Below are 3,094 nucleotides of genomic sequence, written 5' to 3' on the forward strand. Positions count from 1 at the left end.
ATTTCTCAAATAATAATAAACAGGATTGAAAAAATAAAAAAAATTGCATTATTAATAAATAATTGGATAAAAATAAAATTAAAATTTTTCGGTCATATTTAATTTATTTTTCTGATTCTATTAATTTTTCAATTGATGCTATTTTGGATTTTATTGATATATCCTGCGGTGAAAGATTTAATGCTTCTTTCAGTATATCCAAGGATTTCTGGTAATTCCCCTGTTTTTCATAAATACCTGCCTCGTCAACAAAATATGCAGGGTTCCTTGATATTTTTATGCATTTATCCAGGTCTTTTAATGCATCATCATATTTATTTAGTTCAGTGAGAAGCTGGGATCTTTTATAAAGAAAAATTGGGTCCGAATCATTTAATGAAACAGCCTTATTATAATCCTGCAGTGCCAAATCTGTTTTACCAACTTTCCAGTACACATTTCCCCTATTATAATAATAATCAGGGACATCTGATTCTATTTTTATGGCCTCATTAAATTCATTTATAGCCTCATCATATTTTCTCATATCATCATATATTGAACCAAGGGTATTATGATAATCTCCCCTATCGCTGCTTAATGATATTGCCTTTTGACAATCTTTTATGGCCTCATTGTACATTTTTAATGAATAATAGGCCAGTGCCCGGTTCAGATAAAAATCTGGGTCTGTTTTAATAATATTTATTGCCTTTGTAAATTCTTTTACAGCGTCTGCATACTGCATCACATTAAAGTATGAAATGCCACGTTCGTTATAATCATCAGCCTCATCATCCTTATTATAGATATAACCATCTGCCATGTGTATAATATTTAAACCATATATATTAAGATTAAGTTATTTAACTCAAAAAGGTTGGAGTCTTTTTTCCTTAAGGGATAAGGTGAAAGTATAAAGTTTATATTAAAGCAAATTACTGTTATAATATTATAGGTGATTCCAGTAACTATTTATAAAAATTATATATTATAATAATAACCATGATGGCAAGAATTCAAGGTTGTATCCAGGAAGTTTAAGCTTACCAGTATTAATTGGTATAATAACTTCCAAAGGTGTTTGTTAACAATGTTAACAGAAACCATAACCTTATTTGTTTTAATACAAAAAAATTAATAATGGGCTAATATATAAACCATAAATTGATAAACGATAACAGCTATTATATTAAAAAATTCGACAGCCTAAAATCAGCAGTCAATAATGAATTGAATACCTATTTTGAGAAAAAGCTTAAAGAATGCTCTGATGATGAGATTAGCCAGGTAATCAATGTATTAAAGGATTTTACAATGAATGGCGGTAAGCGTGTAAGACCAATAATAATGATCCTTGGCTATAATATTTTTAGGGACATAGACGATAAAATAATCCGCGCATCCACATCTATTGAACTTGCACAGTCATATCTTTTAATACATGATGATATAATGGATGAAAGCGATATAAGGCGTGGTAAACCCAGTTTCCATAAACATTTTGAAAATAAAATTAAAAATAGGAAAATAGCAGAAAACATAGCAATAAGTGCTGGGGATTTAATAGATACATTCTCACATGAGGTTTTGTTAAAATCAGGATTTAATGAAAAAGATTTATTAAATGCTGATTATGAATTTTCAAAGGTGATAGAGGATACTGGCAAGGGCCAATTACTTGACCTGTTCTCAACAATCAATGAAACATACAGCGAGGAAAAACTTTTGAAACTTCATTATTTTAAAACAGCAAGATATACAATAGAGGGACCTATGGTGATGGGGTCTTTTCTGGCAGGAAACTATGATTATACTCAGAATATAAGGGAATTTGGAAAAAATGCGGGTATAGCATTCCAGCTCTATGATGATATACTCGGCATGTTCGGTGACGAGGCAAAGACTGGAAAATCAATAAAAAGCGATGTGAATGAGGGCAAAAAAACACTTTTGATTATTAAGGCGTATGAGAATTCCAATGACCTTCAGAGAAGTTTCATAGAGAAATGCATTAAATCAGGGAACGTCTCAGATGATGATTTTAACAAACTTAAGAAAATTATTATTGACACAGGTTCGTACGATTATTCCCTTAAAAAAATCGATGAATTTACAAAAATAGCAAAACAAAATCTTAAATCAATAAGGGGCAGTGAGGAGCCCCTTGAAATGCTGGAGTTCCTATCCAATTATATAATTCACAGAGAAAATTAATATTTTGGTTTATGAAGCATATACATTTCCTTTAATGTATTATCATCTATATGGGTGTAAATCTGTGTTGTTGCAATGCTTGAATGCCCAAGTATCTGCTGAATGAACCTTATATCTCCGCCGTTCCTCAGCACAGACGTTGCGAACGTATGCCGCAATACATGTGGTGTGACCTTTTTCTGTATTCCTGCTTTTTTGGCAAGATTTTTTACCAGCCTCTCTATGGAACTTGTATCAAATCTATTTTTTTTGTTGGAAATAAAAAAATTATTTGATGCTGTTGTTATAGTTATTCTCCTCTTAAGATATGATAAAAGATCGTTTCTGCATTCATCCGGAATTATCACTATTCTATCCTTATCTCCCTTTCCTGAATGTACATATATTATATTCTCCTGAAGATCAACATCCTCCATTTCCAGTCTTGTTAATTCGCCAACCCTTAACCCGGTATATAAAAATAATGATATAATTGATCTGAGCCTGATATCATGAGCAGATTCAAGAAGCCTGCGCGCATCAGACTCATTAAGGTAAACAGGCATTTTCTGTGACCTTCTTGGTGGTACAAGATTAAATGGAGGTGACAATCTCTTGGATGAATAATATGCCTTTATAGCCTTTATTGATAGGTACTGTGATGCTTTTGAATAATTTTTAGTGAGGGCCAGATAGCTTTTATATTCCTCTATATCCTCAGCGGATACAGAATTAATATCCTTATTTATAAAACCAAGAAAATTATTGACCAGTGATGCATATTCCTTAACTGTATATGGGCTGCGCCTTTCTGATAATAAAAATTTCTGGAATTTTTGTATTTCATCGTCAATTTTCATAACTGTGAGATAAAAATAGGCAATTATGCAGATTTTATGACTGTTGATTTTACCTCAAT

General features: G+C 31.5%; 3 protein-coding genes. 1 reads left to right on the forward strand and 2 read right to left on the reverse strand.

What is annotated here, in order from left to right; translation table 11 throughout:
* Positions 1-103: 103 nt before the first annotated feature.
* Positions 104-805: a tetratricopeptide repeat protein gene (locus tag AOG54_RS02325; protein ID WP_054963956.1), complete on the reverse strand. Its 702-nt coding sequence runs from the start codon at positions 803-805 to the stop codon at positions 104-106.
* A 341-nt stretch (positions 806-1,146) separates the two neighbouring features.
* On the opposite strand from AOG54_RS02325, the gene AOG54_RS02330 reads away from it, so the two are divergent.
* Positions 1,147-2,196 (forward strand): polyprenyl synthetase family protein, encoded by a 1,050-nt coding sequence (locus AOG54_RS02330; RefSeq protein WP_048101677.1) that lies wholly within the window; start codon positions 1,147-1,149, stop codon positions 2,194-2,196.
* Here AOG54_RS02330 and xerA read toward each other — a convergent pair.
* A complete protein-coding gene (gene xerA, locus AOG54_RS02335) occupies positions 2,193-3,035 on the reverse strand; it encodes a site-specific tyrosine recombinase/integron integrase (RefSeq protein ID WP_048101678.1) in 843 nt (280 codons plus the stop codon). The genes AOG54_RS02330 and xerA overlap by 4 nt on opposite strands.
* Positions 3,036-3,094 lie beyond the last annotated feature (59 nt).

This window comes from Acidiplasma aeolicum, from assembly GCF_001402945.1.
Classification (GTDB): Archaea; Thermoplasmatota; Thermoplasmata; order Thermoplasmatales; family Thermoplasmataceae; genus Acidiplasma; species Acidiplasma aeolicum.